14 protein-coding genes are annotated in these 15,978 nt (G+C 59.3%); 11 read left to right on the forward strand and 3 right to left on the reverse strand.

Translation table 11 applies throughout. The annotated features are described in order from the left end of the window. Positions 1-65 precede the first annotated feature (65 nt). From KGA82_RS17595 to KGA82_RS17630, 8 genes are all read left to right on the forward strand, one after another. Positions 66-971, forward strand: a complete 906-nt coding sequence (locus KGA82_RS17595) for an AraC family transcriptional regulator (protein WP_008026553.1) — start codon at positions 66-68, stop codon at positions 969-971. A gap of 328 nt (positions 972-1,299) precedes the next feature. After that, a complete protein-coding gene (locus KGA82_RS17600) occupies positions 1,300-2,610 on the forward strand; it encodes an ABC transporter substrate-binding protein (RefSeq protein WP_223451571.1) in 1,311 nt (436 codons plus the stop codon). A 162-nt stretch (positions 2,611-2,772) separates the two neighbouring features. Continuing rightward, positions 2,773-3,699 (forward strand): carbohydrate ABC transporter permease, encoded by a 927-nt coding sequence (locus KGA82_RS17605; protein WP_032828623.1) that lies wholly within the window; start codon positions 2,773-2,775, stop codon positions 3,697-3,699. A 10-nt stretch (positions 3,700-3,709) separates the two neighbouring features. Then, positions 3,710-4,540 (forward strand): carbohydrate ABC transporter permease, encoded by an 831-nt coding sequence (locus KGA82_RS17610; protein WP_008026557.1) that lies wholly within the window; start codon positions 3,710-3,712, stop codon positions 4,538-4,540. 134 nt (positions 4,541-4,674) lie between these two features. After that, entirely contained in the window at positions 4,675-5,778 is a 1,104-nt protein-coding gene (locus KGA82_RS17615; protein ID WP_223451573.1) for an ABC transporter ATP-binding protein, read from the forward strand. A gap of 16 nt (positions 5,779-5,794) precedes the next feature. Then, a complete protein-coding gene (locus tag KGA82_RS17620; protein WP_223451574.1) occupies positions 5,795-7,267 on the forward strand; it encodes a mannitol dehydrogenase family protein in 1,473 nt (490 codons plus the stop codon). A gap of 158 nt (positions 7,268-7,425) precedes the next feature. After that, positions 7,426-8,922 carry a xylulokinase gene (gene xylB, locus KGA82_RS17625; protein WP_223451576.1) on the forward strand — a complete coding sequence of 499 codons (1,497 nt, stop codon included), beginning with the start codon at positions 7,426-7,428 and terminating at the stop codon, positions 8,920-8,922. A 13-nt stretch (positions 8,923-8,935) separates the two neighbouring features. Further along, the gene (locus KGA82_RS17630; protein WP_223451584.1) at positions 8,936-9,880 is read left to right on the forward strand and encodes a carbohydrate kinase family protein; all 945 of its coding nucleotides are present in this window, start codon (positions 8,936-8,938) and stop codon (positions 9,878-9,880) included. 115 nt (positions 9,881-9,995) lie between these two features. Here the strand turns inward: KGA82_RS17630 and KGA82_RS17635 are convergent, their stop codons facing one another. Further along, a complete protein-coding gene (locus KGA82_RS17635; protein ID WP_008044248.1) occupies positions 9,996-11,297 on the reverse strand; it encodes an OprD family porin in 1,302 nt (433 codons plus the stop codon). A 372-nt stretch (positions 11,298-11,669) separates the two neighbouring features. On the opposite strand from KGA82_RS17635, the gene KGA82_RS17640 reads away from it, so the two are divergent. Further along, positions 11,670-13,646, forward strand: coding sequence for a type VI secretion system tip protein VgrG (locus KGA82_RS17640; protein ID WP_223451586.1), 1,977 nt, complete (start codon positions 11,670-11,672; stop codon positions 13,644-13,646). A gap of 69 nt (positions 13,647-13,715) precedes the next feature. Beyond that, positions 13,716-14,267, forward strand: coding sequence for a hypothetical protein (locus tag KGA82_RS17645; protein WP_223451588.1), 552 nt, complete (start codon positions 13,716-13,718; stop codon positions 14,265-14,267). A 66-nt stretch (positions 14,268-14,333) separates the two neighbouring features. Here the strand turns inward: KGA82_RS17645 and KGA82_RS17650 are convergent, their stop codons facing one another. Continuing rightward, on the reverse strand, positions 14,334-14,630 hold the full coding sequence (locus tag KGA82_RS17650) for a hypothetical protein (RefSeq protein WP_008044244.1): 297 nt from the start codon (positions 14,628-14,630) through the stop codon (positions 14,334-14,336). A 515-nt stretch (positions 14,631-15,145) separates the two neighbouring features. Here KGA82_RS17650 and KGA82_RS17655 point away from each other — a divergent pair. Next, positions 15,146-15,412, forward strand: coding sequence for a DUF2790 domain-containing protein (locus KGA82_RS17655; RefSeq protein ID WP_008044241.1), 267 nt, complete (start codon positions 15,146-15,148; stop codon positions 15,410-15,412). Positions 15,413-15,543: 131 nt separating this feature from the next. Here KGA82_RS17655 and KGA82_RS17660 read toward each other — a convergent pair whose 3' ends face one another. Beyond that, complete coding sequence (locus KGA82_RS17660; RefSeq protein ID WP_008026579.1) at positions 15,544-15,813, reverse strand: DUF1652 domain-containing protein; 270 nt, start codon at positions 15,811-15,813, stop codon at positions 15,544-15,546. Positions 15,814-15,978 lie beyond the last annotated feature (165 nt).

A 15,978-nucleotide genomic window follows, 5' to 3' on the forward strand; every position in this document is an offset into this window, starting at 1 on the left:
AGGCTGGCAATGTCGGCCGGTAAAGAGGCATGATCAGGGCGCAATAACAATAAAAGCGCCCTGATATGACCCGGACTGCCAGAGTCACCGATCCTTCCTACGAACTGATGGACGACCATAACGGGTTGTCGATCATCTATCGCCAGCACGGTTTCCCCTGCCCCTTGGTGCGCTGGCATTTTCACAAGGAATACGAACTGCACCTGATCGTCGCCAGCTCCGGCAAGGTGTTCATTGGCGACTACATCGGCAACTTCTATCCGGAAACTCTCTTCCTCACCGGCCCCAACCTGCCCCACAACTGGATCAGCCAGGTCGCCGAAGACGAAGTGGTGCCCAAGCGGGACATGCTGGTCAACTTCACCGACGAGCTGTTCGAGAGCGGCCACCAGGTGTTTGCCGAACTCAAGACACTGGCGCCCTTGCTGGAGCGCGCGCAGTACGGCATCGAGTTTCGCTGCAAGCACACCATCCGCCAGGCGATGACCTTGATGCAGCGAATCGCCGACACCAAAGGCATGACCCGCCTCGGGCACTTCTTCATTTTGCTGGAGCTGCTCGCAGCCACCGACGACTACCAACTGCTGTCCGGTGCCACAACGCCGCAACTGGCGGATGAACACAATATCGATCGCACCAACCGCGCGGTGGATTACATCTTTGCCCACTACGCCCGTGAACTGCCACTGGAGGAAGTCGCCGAACACCTGGGCATGAAGCCGACCTATTTCAGTCGCGTGTTCAAGCAAGCCACCGGGCGCTGCTTCATCGAGTTCGTCAACCGGCTGCGCATCAGCAAATCCTGTGAACTGCTGGCTGACGGCGACAAACCGGTGACCGATGTGTGCTTCGAGTCGGGCTTCAACAATATCTCCAATTTCAATCGGCGTTTTCAGCAGTTGAAAGGCATGACGCCATCGCACTATCGGCGGTTGGCGGTGCAGCGGTTGACTGAACAAAACCTGGGTTAATCCATTCGCGTCATGCGTTGATTTCCAGATCGCCTTCGCGGGCAAGCCTCGCTCCTACAGGAATTGCGCACCCCCCTGTAGGAGCGAGGCTTGCCCGCGAAGGCGCCCTAAAACCTGTACAAATTCTATCCCCGCACACCGCTGCAACGCCTATCCCTGCATCCCCCACCCCTGACAGCAGTGCAAAATAGTATCAATTCAAGTGCGATGGATGATTTGTCTCATCCTCAATTGAAGGCTGTAATCAGCGCACATTCTTCCTGCCCCGGAAGACACAAAAACAATAACCGTCCTTCTGTCCCCACCGGGTGCAGAAAAGGAGTGCACGATGCAACCTTCTGTAAAAGCTCTGCTAGCCCTCACCTGCATGACCCTCAGCAGCGTCAGCCTCGGCGCTCAGACCCTGACCATCGCCACCGTCAACAACAGCGACATGATCCGCATGCAAAAGCTCTCGAAAACCTTCGAGGCCGAGCACCCGGACATCAAGCTCAATTGGGTGGTGCTCGAAGAAAACGTCCTGCGTCAGCGCCTGACCACCGACATCGCCACTCAGGGCGGGCAGTTCGACGTGCTGACCATCGGCATGTACGAAGCTGCACTCTGGGGCGCCAAGGGCTGGCTGGAACCGATGAAGGATTTGCCGGCCACTTATGACCTCGACGACGTGTTCCCTTCGGTGCGTGAAGGCCTGTCAGTCAAGGGTTCGCTGTATGCCTTGCCGTTCTACGCCGAAAGCTCCATCACCTATTACCGCACCGACCTGTTCAAGGACGCCGGGCTGACCATGCCGGAACATCCGACCTGGGAACAGATCGGCGAATTCGCCGGCAAACTCACCAACAAGGATAAAGAGCAGTACGGCATCTGCCTGCGCGGCAAGGCCGGCTGGGGCGAGAACATGGCGCTGATCACCACCGTCGCCAATGCTTATGGCGCGCGCTGGTTCGATGAGAAGTGGCAACCGGAATTCACCGGCCCCGAGTGGAAAAACGCCCTGAATTTCTACGTCGACACCATGAAGAAGTCAGGCCCGCCGGGCGCGTCGAGCAACGGTTTCAACGAAAACCTGGCGCTGTTCAACAGCGGTAAATGCGCGATCTGGGTCGATGCCAGCGTCGCCGGCTCGTTCGTCACCGACAAAACCCAGAGCAAGGTCAGCGAGCACGTGGGCTTCACCTACGCGCCGCACCAGACCACTGAAAAAGGCTCGGCCTGGCTCTATTCATGGGCGCTGGCGATTCCAACCAGCTCCAAAGCCAAGGACGCGGCGAAGACCTTCAGTGCCTGGGCAACCTCCAAGGAGTACGGCGCACTGGTCGCGGAAAAGGACGGCATTGCCAACGTACCGCCAGGCACGCGGGCCTCGACTTACAGCCAGGCGTACATGAGCGCCGCGCCATTTGCCAAGGTCACGCTTGAGTCGCTGAAAACGGCGGACCCAAGCAAGCCGACGCTCAAGCCGGTGCCCTACATCGGCATTCAGCTGGTGACCATCCCCGAGTTCCAGGGCATTGGCACTCAGGTAGGCAAGTCGTTCTCGGCGGCGCTGATCGGTCAGACCACGGTCGACCAGGCCCTGACCGCCGCCCAGCAAACTACAGAGCGCGAGATGAAGCGCGCGGGTTACCCCAAGTAACCTCGCAAAGCCCCCTGTAGGAGCGAGGCTTGCCCGCGAAAGCGTCGGTACATCCGACAAATATCTTTCGCCAGAACCATCGCTTTCGCGGGCAAGTCGGATCGCCGCACCGCTCGCTCCTACAGTTGATCTTCATTTGTCTGTTCTTAACGGTTTAACGCCATGAATATTTCAACTGCCAAAGCTCACATGGACATTCCCCAGCCGGTGCGTAAAAGCCGGTTGGCCAACCCTGGCTGGTTTCTGGTCAGCCCCTCGGTGGCCTTGCTGCTGCTGTGGATGATCGTGCCGCTGGGCATGACTGTTTACTTCTCGATGATCCGCTACAACCTGCTCAACCCGGGCGAGAACGAGTTCGTGGGGCTTGAGAACTTCACCTACTTCCTGACGGACTCCGGGTTCATGCCCGGCGCCACCAACACGTTGTTGCTGGTCGGCAGCGTATTGCTGATCAGTGTGGTGCTCGGGGTGTTGATCAGTGCGCTGCTGGAGGCCAGTGATTTTCTCGGTCGCGGCGTCGTGCGGGTGATGTTGATCTCGCCGTTTTTCATCATGCCCACCGTCGGTGCGCTGATCTGGAAGAACCTGATTTTCCACCCGGTGTCGGGGATTCTCGCCTACGTCTGGAAACTGTTCGGCGCGCAACCGGTGGACTGGCTGGCGCACTACCCGCTGCTGTCGATCATCATCATTGTGTCCTGGCAATGGCTGCCCTTCGCGATCCTGATCCTGATGACCGCCATGCAGTCCCTCGACCAGGAACAGAAAGAAGCCGCGCGCCTCGACGGTGCCGGGCCGATTGCGATCTTCTGGCACCTGACCCTGCCGCACCTGGCACGACCGATTGCCGTCGTGGTGATGATCGAAACGATCTTCCTGCTCTCGGTGTTCGCCGAAATCTTCACCACCACCAACGGCGGCCCCGGCTACGCCTCGACCAACCTCGCCTACCTGATCTACAACCAGGCGCTGGTGCAGTTCGACGTCGGCATGGCGTCCGCCGGCGGTTTGATTGCGGTGGTGATCGCCAACATCGCGGCCATTGTGCTGGTGCGCATGATCGGCAAAAACCTGACAGACAAAGCCTGAGGCCCGCGCCATGACCCTTCAACAATCCCGTCGTCTGCAAAGTGTGCTGCTCGGCACACTGGCCTGGGCCATCGCGATCCTGATCTTCTTCCCGATTTTCTGGATGGTGCTGACCAGTTTCAAAACCGAAATCGACGCGTTCGCCACGCCGCCGCAATTCATCTTCACACCGACGCTGGAGAACTACCTGCACATCAACGAGCGCAGCGATTACTTCAGTTTTGCCTGGAACTCGGTGGTGATTTCCTTCAGCGCCACGGCGTTGTGCCTGCTGATCGCGGTGCCGGCGGCCTACTCGATGGCGTTCTACGAAACCCAGCGCACCAAAGGCACGCTGCTGTGGATGCTCTCGACCAAGATGCTGCCGCCGGTGGGCGTGCTGATGCCGATCTACCTGCTGGCCAAGAGCTTTGGCCTGCTCGACACACGCATCGCACTGATCGTGATCTACACGCTGATCAACCTGCCCATCGTGGTCTGGATGATTTACACCTACTTCAAGGACATCCCCAAGGACATCCTCGAAGCCGCGCGTCTGGACGGCGCCACGCTGTGGCAGGAAATGGTTCGCGTGTTGTTGCCGATTGCCAAGGGCGGTTTGGCTTCCACAGTGTTGCTGTCGCTGATCCTGTGCTGGAACGAAGCCTTCTGGTCGCTGAACCTGACCTCGTCGAAAGCCGCGCCACTGACCGCGCTGATCGCTTCGTACTCAAGCCCCGAAGGGTTGTTCTGGGCCAAGTTGTCGGCGGTGTCGACCCTGGCCTGCGCGCCGATCCTGATCTTCGGCTGGATCAGCCAGAAACAACTGGTCCGCGGCCTGTCGTTTGGCGCGGTGAAATAATCCGGTAACCGATCCCTGTAGGAGCACGGCTTGCCGGCGAAGGCGTCCGTGAGATCGCTTTCGCCGGAAAGCCTGGCTCCTACGAAAAGCCTGTCCGGTTTAACCCGAATAAAAACAAGCGGAGGCCCATCACCATGGCCAACCTGAAAATCAAGAATCTGCAAAAAGGCTTCGAAGGCTTTTCCATCATCAAAGGCATCGACCTGGAAGTGAACGACAAGGAATTCGTGGTCTTCGTCGGCCCGTCCGGCTGCGGCAAGTCCACCCTGCTGCGCCTGATCGCAGGCCTGGAAGAAGTCAGCGGCGGCAGCATCGAACTCGACGGCCGCGACATCACCGAAGTCAGCCCGGCCAAGCGTGACCTGGCGATGGTGTTCCAGACCTACGCCCTGTACCCGCACATGAGCGTGCGCAAAAACATGTCGTTTGCCCTCGATCTGGCCGGCGTACCGAAAGCCGAAGTCGAGAAGAAAGTCGGCGAAGCGGCGCGCATCCTTGAGCTCGGGCCGATGCTGGAGCGCAAGCCGAAGCAACTGTCGGGCGGTCAGCGTCAACGCGTGGCCATCGGCCGCGCCATCGTGCGCAACCCGAAAATTTTCCTGTTCGACGAACCGCTGTCCAACCTCGACGCGGCGCTGCGCGTACAGATGCGCCTGGAACTGTTGCGCCTGCACAAAGAACTGCAAGCGACGATGATCTACGTGACCCACGACCAGGTGGAAGCCATGACCATGGCCGACAAAGTGGTCGTGCTCAATGGCGGCAAGATCGAGCAGGTCGGCTCGCCGCTGGACCTGTATCACCAGCCAGCCAACCTGTTTGTCGCAGGCTTTCTCGGCACGCCGAAAATGGGCTTCCTCAAGGGCAAAGTCACCCGTGTCGACAGCCAAAGCTGCGAAGTGGCGCTCGATGCCGGCACCCGCATCACGTTGCCGCTGAGCGGTGCCAGCCTGAGCATCGGTGGCGCGGTGACGCTGGGCATTCGCCCGGAACATCTGGAACTGGCACGAACCGGCGACTGCACCTTGCAGGTCACCGCCGACGTCAGCGAACGACTGGGCAGCGACACCTTCTGCCACGTCCGGACCGCCTCTGGTGAAGCGCTGACCATGCGGGTTCGCGGCGATCTGGCTAGCCGTTATGGCGAGGCGCTGAGCCTGCACCTGGACGCCGAACACTGCCATTTATTCGATGCCGACGGCGTGGCGCTGACCCGCCCGTTGCGCGCAGCGGCCTGATTTCAGAGAGCCTGTGATGAAACTGAATAAACAGAACCTGCACCACCTCGCTCCCGAAGTGGTCCTGCCCGCCTACGCCCTGAGCGACACTCGCCAAGGCATCGCGCACATTGGCGTCGGCGGCTTCCACCGCGCCCATCAGGCGTATTACACCGACGCCTTGATGAACACTGGCGAAGGCCTGGACTGGGCGATTTGCGGCGTCGGCCTGCGCGCCGAAGACCGCCGCGCCCGGGACGACCTGAAGGAGCAGGATTACCTGTTCACCCTGTTTGAACTCGGCGACACCGATGACACTGAAGTCCGGGTCATCGGCGCGATCCGCGACATGCTGCTGGCCGAGGACGGCGCGCAAGCGTTGATCGACAAACTGTCGAGTCCCGAAATCCGCATCGTCTCGCTGACCATCACCGAGGGCGGTTACTGCATCGACGACAGCAACGGCGAATTCATGGCCCACCTGCCGCAGATCCAGCACGACCTCGCGCACCCGGATTCGCCGAAAACCGTGTTCGGTTTTCTCTGCGCCGCGCTGGCCAAACGCCGGGCTGTGGGCACGCCGGCGTTCACCTTGATGTCCTGCGATAACCTGCCGCACAACGGCGCGGTCACCCGCAAAGCGCTGCTGGCCTTCGCCGCGCTGCGCGATGCAGACCTGCACGACTGGATCGCCGCAAACGTCAGCTTTCCGAATGCGATGGTCGACCGCATCACACCAATGACCAGCACCGAACATCGCCTGCAACTGGCCGACAAACACGCCGTCGACGATGCCTGGCCGGTGGTCTGCGAACCGTTTGTGCAGTGGGTACTGGAGGACAAGTTCGTCAACGGTCGCCCGGCCTGGGAAAAGGTCGGCGTGCAATTCACCGACGACGTCACGCCGTACGAAGAGATGAAAATCAAACTGCTCAACGGCAGTCACCTGGCGCTGACGTACCTGGGTTTTTTGAAGGGTTACCGCTTCGTTCACGAAACCATGAACGACCCGCTGTTCGTGCGTTACATGCGCGCCTACATGGACCTGGACGTGACACCGCAACTGTCGTCCGTGCCGGGGATTGATCTGACTGATTACAAGAACACCCTGGTGGAGCGCTTTTCCAATCAGGCGATTGCCGATCAGCTGGAGCGTGTGTGCTCGGACGGTTCGTCGAAGTTTCCCAAGTTCACCATTCCGACCATCAACCGCTTGATTGCCGATGGCCGGGAGACCAAGCGTGCGGCGCTGGTGGTGGCGGCTTGGGTATTGTATTTGAAGGGCGTGGACGAGAATGGTGATACCTACGCCATTCCCGATCCTCGGGCGGCGTTTTGTCAGGCGCTGGTGGCCGATGATGCGTTGATGACCCAGCGGCTGCTGGGGGTGGAGGAGATTTTTGGTACGGCGATTGCGCATTCTCCGGAGTTTGTCGCGGCGTTTGAGTGGTGCTGCAACAGTTTGCGTGAGGTGGGTGTGACGCGGACGTTGGAGCGGGTGTTGGCGTAATGCGGCGGTGAAATCACCGCCGTCATCGCGAGCAGGCTCGCTCCCACATTGGATCGGTGTCGTACACAAAATCCGCGTCCACTAAAGATCCCCTGTAGGAGCGAGGCTTGCCCGCGAATGGCTTCACCCCGATCGACCTGACACACCAAGGACCTCCCATGGCAAACCAACAACTATTCCTCGGCATCGACTGCGGCACCCAAGGCACCAAGGCCATCATCCTCGATGCCCACAGCGGTCAGGTCCTAGGCCAAGGCGCCGCCGCGCACACATTGATCAGCGGCACCAATGGCCGTCGCGAGCAGGACACATCACAATGGCTGGAAGCATTCACTTCAGCCACGCGTCGTGCGCTGATCGCGGCAAACGTCGACGGCCAGGACATCCTCGGCATCGGCGTTTCCGGTCAGCAACACGGCCTGGTCCTGCTCGACGATCAAGGCCAGGTACTGCGCCCCGCCAAGCTCTGGTGTGACACCGAATCCACTCCGGAGAACGACCGTCTACTGGCGCACATTGGCGGTAAAAAAGGCTCGCTCGAACGCCTCGGCGTGGTCATCGCACCGGGCTACACCGTTTCAAAACTGCTCTGGACCAAAGAACAGCACCCGGAGGTTTTTTCCCGGATCGCGCGCATCCTGCTGCCCCACGACTACCTCAACTACTGGCTGACCGGCCGCAGCTGCAGCGAATACGGCGATGCCTCGGGCACCGGTTATTTCAACGTGCGCACCCGCCAGTGGGACTTGCAGCTGCTGCGCGACATTGACCCCAGCGGTCGCTTGCAAGCAGCGCTGCCGGAGCTGATCGACGCCCATCAAGCGGTGGGCACGATCCTGCCGGGCATCGCCGAGCACCTGGGCGTCAACCCCAAGGCGCTGGTGTCCAGCGGCGGTGGCGACAACATGATGGGCGCTATCGGCACCGGCAACATCCGGCCCGGCGCGATCACCATGAGCCTCGGTTCCTCGGGCACGGTGTACGCCTATGCCGATCAACCGACCGTCAGCACTGACGCGTCGGTCGCGACGTTCTGTTCCTCCAGCGGTGGCTGGTTGCCGCTGATCTGCACCATGAACCTGACCAATGCCACCGGGGTGATTCGCGACCTGTTCGAATTGGATATCGAGCAGTTCAACGCCCTCGTCGCGCAAGCACCAATCGGCGCCGAAGGTGTGAGCATGCTGCCGTTTCTCAACGGCGAGCGCGTCCCCGCCCTGCCCCACGCCACCGGCAGCTTGCTGGGCTTGACCATGACCAACCTGACGCAAGCCAATTTGTGCCGCGCCGTGGTCGAAGGCACGACCTTCGGTTTGCGTTATGGGCTGGACCTGCTGCGCCAGAATGACTTACAAAGCCGCACCATCTGCCTGATCGGCGGCGGCTCGAAAAGCCAGGTGTGGCGCCAGATTGTCGCCGACATCATGAACACCAAGGTGATCTGCACCGAACAAAGCGAAGCCGCCGCCCTGGGCGCGGCGATTCAGGCGGCGTGGTGCAAATCCTGGGCAAACGGCCACGAAGACAGCCTCGCGGACTTGTGCGAGCGCTGCGTGAAGCTCGATCCGGCCAGCGAAACCCTGCCGATTGCAGAAAATGTAACGGCCTGTCAGCAGGCCTATGAACGCTATCAACAGCATGTCGCAACCCTTTAAAGAGTGAACAACTATGTATCTGGTGTGTGGCGAAGCGCTGTTCGATTTCTTCAGTGAAGACGACGCCAGCGGCCTGGCTTCAAAAGTGAATTTCAAGGCGATTGCCGGCGGCTCGCCCTTCAACGTGGCGGTCGGTTTGCGCCGCTTGGGCGTGGACGCGGCGCTGTTTGCCGGGTTGTCGACGGACTATCTGGGCCGGCGTTTGCAGCAAGTGTTGCAAGATGAAGGCGTACGCCCGGATTACCTGGTGGATTTCGCCGCACCGACCACCCTGGCGATGGTCGCGGTCGGTGCCAATGGTTCACCGCAGTACAGTTTCCGTGGTGAAGGTTGCGCAGATCGGCAGTTGAAACCGGAGCATTTGCCGGAATTGGGGCCAGAGGTGCGCGGCTTGCACATTGGCTCGTTCTCGTTGGTGGTGCAGCCGATTGCCGACACGTTGCTGGCCCTGGTACAGCGGGAAAGTGGCAAGCGCCTGATCAGCCTTGATCCGAACGTGCGGCTCAATCCTGAACCGAACATCGAGCTATGGCGTTCGCGGGTTGCGTCGCTGGTTGAGCTGGCCGACCTGATCAAAGTCAGCGATGAGGACCTGAGCCTGTTGTATCCCGGGCAGGATCCGCAGCAGGTGATTGAAGGCTGGTTGCAGCATCGCTGTCAGGTGGTGTTCCTGACCCGTGGCGGCGAAGGTGCGACGGTGTTTAGCCGCAATCACGGTTCGTGGTCGGTGCCGGCCTGTCCGGTGAAGATTGCCGACACCGTTGGGGCTGGCGATACGTTCCAGGCGGCGTTGATTACCTGGCTGACCGAGCAGCAACTGGATTCGGTCGAGGGCGTGCAATCGCTGGCGCGCGAGCATATCGACGGGATGTTGAAGTTTGCGGTGCGGGCAGCGGCGCTGACGTGCAGCAAGACCGGGCCGGATTTGCCGTATCGGCAGCAGTTGGATCTTGGCTGAATGTGAGGGCCTCTTCGCGGGCAAGCCTCGCTCCTACAAGGTAGGCGTCGCGCCATAGAACCTGTAGGAGCGAGCGATGCGGCGACCCGACTTGCCCGCGAAGGCGGCCTCCCTGTCACAACACCGAAAAGTTGTAACTCACAATCAACCGCGTCTCATCCACATCCCGCGCAAACTTCTCGTAGTTGGTCCGATATGTCGCGTTACGCAGCCGCAGGCTGACATCCTTGAACGTCCCGCTTTGCACCACGTACTTGAGCTCGCTGTCGCGCTCCCACTCCTTCCCTTCCTGATCGCTGCCAAGCACCTTGATGTGGTCGCCGTTCACATAACGGGTCAGGAAACTCAGGCCGTTGATGCCGATCGACTTGAAGTCATAGTCATAACGCAGTTGCCACGAACGCTCCTGCGCGGCGGCGAAGTCATTGACCTGCACGTAGTTCACCAGGTACGGATTGGTGCCATCCAGGTACGGCATCGAGTTGTCGCCGTTCATGCGCTGCCAACCGGCGCTGAAGGTGTGGCCGCTGATGGCGTACGCGAGCATGCCGCTCAGTGCGCGGTTGTCGATGGAGCCGGCACGCTCGGCACCGCTGTCGGCACTCTTGAGCACGCGCAGATCAGCCTTGAGCACGCCCTCACCCAGCGGCTGACTGGCCAGCAAACCCACGAAGTGCTGGCGATAGATGTCTTCCAGCTCGGCGTAGTGATACTGCGCGGTCAGGCGCTCATTGATCTTGTAGTCGAAACCATACATGTCGAAGTGATCGGCGGTGACGTTGCAGGCGTAGCGCTTGTTCTTGCAGTGCACGCGGATGTCCTGGGCGTCGGTCGAGTCCCGGGCGGTGTACTGGTCCAGGCGCGCGGCCATGAACGTCAGGTCCTTGATCTCTTTAGAGGTGAGCTGCGCGCCGTTGAACATCGTCGGCAGCAAACGCCCGTCGTTGTACTTGAGCAGCGGCACGTCCGGCAGCAGCGCGCCGTACTTCAATACGCTGTCGGAGACGCGCACCTTGGCGGTCAGGCCAAGTTTAGCGTACTGGTCTTTCGAGCCACGCGGGTTTTCACCCGACGATGGCAGCAAGCCGCTGTTGCTGCTGTCGGCGCTGGAATCGAGCTTGAACCCGAGCATGCCCAGCGCATCGATACCGAAGCCGACGGTGCCTTCGGTGTACCCCGATTGCAGGTTAAGAATGAAGCCCTGCGCCGACTCTTCGCGCTTGGACGCGCCCTGTTCGGTGGACGTATGACCATCACGAAAATCACGGTTGAAATACACCGTGCGCGATTCGATCTTCGCCGTGGTGTCATCGAGAAAACCGCTCGCCTGAGCCTGGACGGTAAAACCGGCGCACAGGGCTAAAGCGCCGAAGCCGAGTGACTGGCGCGCGGTGATGAGTTGAAAAGGGGGACGCATGAAAAAGCTCCAACAGTGCAGCGTTTGCGCAAGGCGCAATAAGCCAGAAAATAGCTTCGCCCCGGACCAGGAACTGGCCAGGATGAAGGCGACACACGGGGGTGAGCGGCAATGATGGCAGAAGGCTTTTACCGGCTACAGACGACTTTAGTCGGAAAATGACTCCCTGTTCTGGCACGGCGTTGACCAGCGGGGGGCAATTGATCGATGAGCCCGCAGGCAAAGAGCTCCCGTGTTTATTGGTCGAAACCGTGCCATTAGGGGTTTTCCCGATGCCGGGGCACGCCATCATCTACGGCATTTGCGCCTTGAACGAGGCGGTTTAATCCTGCACCATCCGCTCCTGCTTATCCAAAGGACGGAATTCAAGGCATGCTGGACGCAAACGCAATCCATATTTCCCTCACGCTGGAAGGCGTTTCCGCTGACCTTCAGGTACTCAGTTTCGTCGGTCGCGAAGCCCTCAATCAGCCCTTCTGTTTTGACATCGAACTGGTCAGCGCGCGCCCCGACCTGAAACTCGAAGAATTGCTGCACAAGCCCGGCTGCCTGACCTTCGGCGCCACCGGCGAAGGCATCATTCACGGCCTGGTCTATCGCATCGAGCAAGGCGACTCCGGCAAAAGCCTGACCCGCTACAGCATCAGCCTGGTGCCGCAACTGGCCTACCTGCGCCACAACCATGACCAGCAGATTTTCCAGCATTTGACGGTGCCGAAGATCATCGCCCAGGTCCTTGAGGCCCGCGGCATTCTGGCCGACGCCTATGACTTCCAGCTCGGCGCGATCTATCCGGAGCGCGTCTACTGCGTGCAGTACGACGAATCCGACCTGCATTTCATCCAGCGCCTGTGCGAAGAAGAAGGCATTCACTTCCACTTCCAGCACAGCAGCAGCGGCCACAAACTGGTGTTCGGCGACGATCAGACGGTGTTCCGCAAACTGGCGCCCGTGGCCTATCAGCAAGACTCCGGCATGGCCGCCGAGAAACCGGTGATCAAGCGCTTCAACCTGCGCCTGGAAACCCGCACCAGCCGCGTCAGCCGCCGCGATTACGACTTCGAAAAACCGCGCATCCTGCCTGAAGGCGCCGCTTCCAGTGCGTTCGCTCCGGACCTGGAAGACTACGACTACCCCGGCCGTTTCACCGACCGTGCCCGTGGCAAGCAACTGGCCACCCGCGCCCTCGAACGCCACCGCAGCGACTACAAACTCGCGGAAGGCAAAGGCGACCAGCCGACGCTGGTCAGCGGTCACTTCATGGCCCTGAGCGAACACCCGCGCGCCGAATGGAACGACCTCTGGCTGCTGCTGGAAGTGGTCCACGAAGGCAAGCAACCGCAAGTGCTCGGCGCAAACGTCACCAGCGACGTCACCCACAACAAAGACGATTTCCACCAGGGCTACCGCAACCGCTTCCTCGCCACGCCGTGGGACGCGCACTACCGCCCTGCCCTCGAACACCCGAAACCGCAAGTCCTCGGCAGCCAGACCGCCATCGTCACCGGCCCACCCGGCTCGGAAATCCACTGCGACGAATACGGCCGCGTCAAAGTGCAATTCCACTGGGACCGCGACGGCCAGGCCAACGACAACACCAGTTGCTGGCTGCGCGTCGCCACCGGCTGGGCCGGCAGCGCCTACGGCGGCATCGCCATCCCGCGTGTCGGCATGGAAGTGCTCGTCACCTTCCTCGAAGGCGACCCCGACCAACCGCTGGTCACCGGCTGCCTGTACCACAAGGAAAACGTCGTCCCCTACGACCTGCCGGCGAACAAAACCCGCAGCACCTTCAAGACCCTCAGCTCACCGGGCGGCAAGGGCTACAACGAATTTCGCATCGAAGACAAAAAAGGCGCGGAACAGATCTACCTGCATGCCCAGCGCGACTGGGATGAAAACATCGAACACGACCAGAAAATCCGCATCGGCAACGAGCGGCATGACACGGTCGAGGCGAAGGTGTTCAGCGAGTTCAAGGTTGAAGAGCATCGGATTACGCATCTGGATCGCAAGACTGAAGCGCGGGCGGATGATCACCTTACTGTCGGTGTAACCCAGCACGTCAAAGTCGGCACAGCCCAGTTTGTTGAGGCGGGTGAAGAGATTCACTACCACGCGGGCAATAAAGTGGTGGTTGAAGGCGGGATGGAACTGACGGCGAAGGCTGGCGGGAGTTTCGTCAAGGTCGATGCGGGGGGTGTGACGATTAGTGGGGCTGAGGTGAAGGCCAACTCGGGCGGTGCGCCGGGTGCGGGCACGGGGATTGCTCAGTTGCCGCCGGTGGTGCCGACGCCTGCCGATCAGGATCGTGCGGGGAATGTGGTGCAGGCGAAGACGGTTCACTAAAACAGTTACGGCGAGCGAACGGGTCTTGACTCGATCGCTCGGCCACTTCGTCCATTGTGGCGGGATCAAATGAAGAATGTTGTGTCTGGCATTGGGCTTGTCATTTTTTGCGTTCAGGCATTGGCTGCTCAACCGCCGTTACAAACAATGATCGATTGCGAATTGGCAGGATCACAACACACGATTTCGCTGCTGCGTGGCTCGCCGATCATCGATTCCTATATTTACAAAACCCGCTATGGCCAAATCACCCGGTTTATATACGAAGATGCAGAGGCCTCTCGAGGAAGCGAAGTGCAATGGCAATGCACTTCAGATCGAAAAAATACAAACATACTGGTGGTGTCGGGCGAGTTCACTTCTAACTATCTGCAAGGAGCTTTGTTCTATTTCGATTCAACGGACGGGAAAATCCAACGTATTGATTTCGCAGAAAGGAACCGTCCTCGCTGGGTAAAAATATCTGTACAAGGAGCGCAGGTTATCTTTGAGAATAGAGGCAATGAAAGCTCGCACAAATATTTGAGCTACGGGAAAAACGGGCTTTTTCTAGAGTTAGATGAGTTTCCAGTGGCCTCGAAGGGCGAGTCATTAATACAACTGAACGCCTCCGAGCCTTGACGCGACGCCCCTTCCATAAAAAATCCAGCGCCTATGGGCGCTGGATTTGTCAGTACAGGTCAAACGTCAGGCTGATGCCTTCCAGCCCAGCATCCGTTGCTGCGCAACCTTGAGCAAGTCGCAACCGTCCTGCGTCAGCAGGTAAAGGGCATGCGTGATGTGGGGGATGTCCTGGACGTCGCCGTCTTTGAAACATTGGAGGTGGAGTGTTTCAAGTAGCTCGCTGGAGGCGCGGATGCGCTGGAGGGCGGCTTCGAGGATGTCTTGGGGGTTGGCTTCTGTGTCGATGACCAGAGGAGATGTTTCGGTGACGCTGCTTTTGATTGAACGGTGACGTTCGGGGAACGGATTTATCGTTGTCATAGTTAGTTACTCGCCTGTTTTGAAGTAACCGCCAGCACCGTGACCAAACGATGGGAGGCGGACCGTGTACAGGTTTGGTCAACTGAGAACAGTAACTCAGCTCGCCCGAAGGCGTCCTGCACACAGCCGCCACAGCATTGCGCCATGCGAACAGAGATGTCCGCAAAGCGAATGATGTCACACTTGTATGCACTGTTTAATTTTCAGGTGACCAAACCTGTTCGCTGATTTTGCAGCGAGCCCAAACAGTAATCGCTACGCCCCATCAGCCGAAAGTCGACAAAGCATCCATCCTTGTAGGACGAAGCCGAAGCTACCGAAGATTCTTGCCCCAACGAAACGCCTGACAGAATCGTCCCTTACGACAGGCGGCATTCAGCCGGGTTAACCATTGCTTAACCCTGCGGTCCAAGACTTTACTGGACCGCACGCCCTCAGGTTCCTCTGACGCCCAGTGCGGCAGGTTCGACGTTCACTACGTCGAACTCTCGTTCCGTCCGCACCGGAGATTGCTCATGAATACGCGCATTTTGCTGGTTACCGCTGCCCTCGCCTGCACCGGGTTTACCGGGCTTGCCCAGGCCGACGACACCACTTCCTCACAAGCCGTGCCCTACGAATACGGGATGCCGCTGCACGTGGCCAAGGTGGTTGCGCTGACCGAACCTACGACGCTGGACTGCAAAGTCATTACGGCTGAGATGAAGTACATCGATACGTCGGGCAAACCCGCAGAGATCTCGTATCGCAAATGGTCGGATGCGTGCAGTTATCAGAATTGATAACGCGACACTCATGCTTTTCTGTAGGAGCGAGCTTGCTCGCGAAAAACGTTCGGATAACGCGTTTATTCAGAAAACACGCGTTATCGTTTACGTCCATCGCGAGCAAGCTTGCTCCTACAGGAGTGGGCTTAAAGCGCTTGCCGGTCGGGATGCAGCGTCTGCAGCGCTGCCCTATGCTGAATTTCGGTGCGCAGCTCGGCAATCAGGTCATTGATTTCCCGGCAGCCATTGAGTGTGCTGGCGTCTATGCCAGTGACCAATAGATCCACTTGATCGGTCTGGCCGTCGGCATACACCTTGATGCTCATCGACAGGTCGGGCGTCAGCGTGCATTGACAACGTTTCGGCAGAAAACTGCTTTCGATGATGTTGCGAAGTTCCAAGGCAGAAAGAAACATGGCGACCCTCTCCTTATGTGAGATTGCCAATCAGCTATCAATGCCGACTCAACTCATTCGCGGCCAGCTTCAGGACCAGATGAAGCATAAAACATGCCCCGGATTTCGCCGTGCAGCTCATCGGTAATTCAAAGGTTTAATGTGTCTTCAAGTAAATGGACTCAT

It is taken from the genome of Pseudomonas sp. BF-RE-22 (genome assembly GCF_019956155.1).
Lineage (GTDB): Bacteria > Pseudomonadota > Gammaproteobacteria > Pseudomonadales > Pseudomonadaceae > Aquipseudomonas > Aquipseudomonas migulae.

Coding starts and splice junctions, on each gene's coding strand:
- KGA82_RS17595 (WP_008026553.1), top strand. CDS start 66: ATGACCCGGACTGCCAGAGTCACCGATCCTTCCTACGAACTGATGGAC.
- KGA82_RS17600 (WP_223451571.1), top strand. CDS start 1,300: ATGCAACCTTCTGTAAAAGCTCTGCTAGCCCTCACCTGCATGACCCTC.
- KGA82_RS17605 (WP_032828623.1), top strand. CDS start 2,773: ATGAATATTTCAACTGCCAAAGCTCACATGGACATTCCCCAGCCGGTG.
- KGA82_RS17610 (WP_008026557.1), top strand. CDS start 3,710: ATGACCCTTCAACAATCCCGTCGTCTGCAAAGTGTGCTGCTCGGCACA.
- KGA82_RS17615 (WP_223451573.1), top strand. CDS start 4,675: ATGGCCAACCTGAAAATCAAGAATCTGCAAAAAGGCTTCGAAGGCTTT.
- KGA82_RS17620 (WP_223451574.1), top strand. CDS start 5,795: ATGAAACTGAATAAACAGAACCTGCACCACCTCGCTCCCGAAGTGGTC.
- xylB (WP_223451576.1), top strand. CDS start 7,426: ATGGCAAACCAACAACTATTCCTCGGCATCGACTGCGGCACCCAAGGC.
- KGA82_RS17630 (WP_223451584.1), top strand. CDS start 8,936: ATGTATCTGGTGTGTGGCGAAGCGCTGTTCGATTTCTTCAGTGAAGAC.
- KGA82_RS17635 (WP_008044248.1), bottom strand. CDS start 11,297: ATGCGTCCCCCTTTTCAACTCATCACCGCGCGCCAGTCACTCGGCTTC.
- KGA82_RS17640 (WP_223451586.1), top strand. CDS start 11,670: ATGCTGGACGCAAACGCAATCCATATTTCCCTCACGCTGGAAGGCGTT.
- KGA82_RS17645 (WP_223451588.1), top strand. CDS start 13,716: ATGAAGAATGTTGTGTCTGGCATTGGGCTTGTCATTTTTTGCGTTCAG.
- KGA82_RS17650 (WP_008044244.1), bottom strand. CDS start 14,630: ATGACAACGATAAATCCGTTCCCCGAACGTCACCGTTCAATCAAAAGC.
- KGA82_RS17655 (WP_008044241.1), top strand. CDS start 15,146: ATGAATACGCGCATTTTGCTGGTTACCGCTGCCCTCGCCTGCACCGGG.
- KGA82_RS17660 (WP_008026579.1), bottom strand. CDS start 15,813: ATGTTTCTTTCTGCCTTGGAACTTCGCAACATCATCGAAAGCAGTTTT.